The organism is Streptomyces sp. SID12501 (assembly GCF_010550245.1).
Classification (GTDB): Bacteria; Actinomycetota; Actinomycetes; order Streptomycetales; family Streptomycetaceae; genus Streptomyces.
Genome location: NZ_JAAGLU010000977.1, coordinates 1 through 397 on the forward strand (window position 1 = coordinate 1; position 397 = coordinate 397).

General features: G+C 73.3%; 1 protein-coding gene. It reads right to left on the reverse strand.

Annotation, left to right across the window (positions count from 1 at the left end):
- Positions 1-397, reverse strand: a 397-nt coding sequence (locus G3I71_RS49430) for a phosphopantetheine-binding protein (RefSeq protein ID WP_164325527.1), incomplete at both ends; no start/stop codon positions are given.

The following is a 397-nucleotide window of genomic DNA, read 5'->3' on the forward strand; positions in this document are numbered from 1 at the left end:
ACACCTCGGCGTCCGAGCCCTGCGGCCGCTCCCCGTCCGCCCGGGCCAGGGACTCGGCGAGCAGGGCGACGCTCTGGTGCTCGAACACGTCCCGGACGGAGATCGTCAGACCCTGCCCGCGGGCCCGGCTGACGAGCTGGATGGACAGGATGCTGTCGCCGCCCAGGTCGAAGAAGCCGTCGTCGACGCCGACGGACTCCAACCCGAGGGCCTCGGCGAACAGCCGGCACAGCAGCTCCTCGACCGGACCGTCCGCCGCCCGGCCGGTGGAGCGCTGCCCGTAGTCGGGCGCGGGCAGCGCCTTGCGGTCCAGCTTCCCGTTGCCCGTCAGCGGCAGCACGTCCAGCGCGACGAACGCCGACGGCACCATGTAGTCCGGCAGCGCGTCCCGTACGAA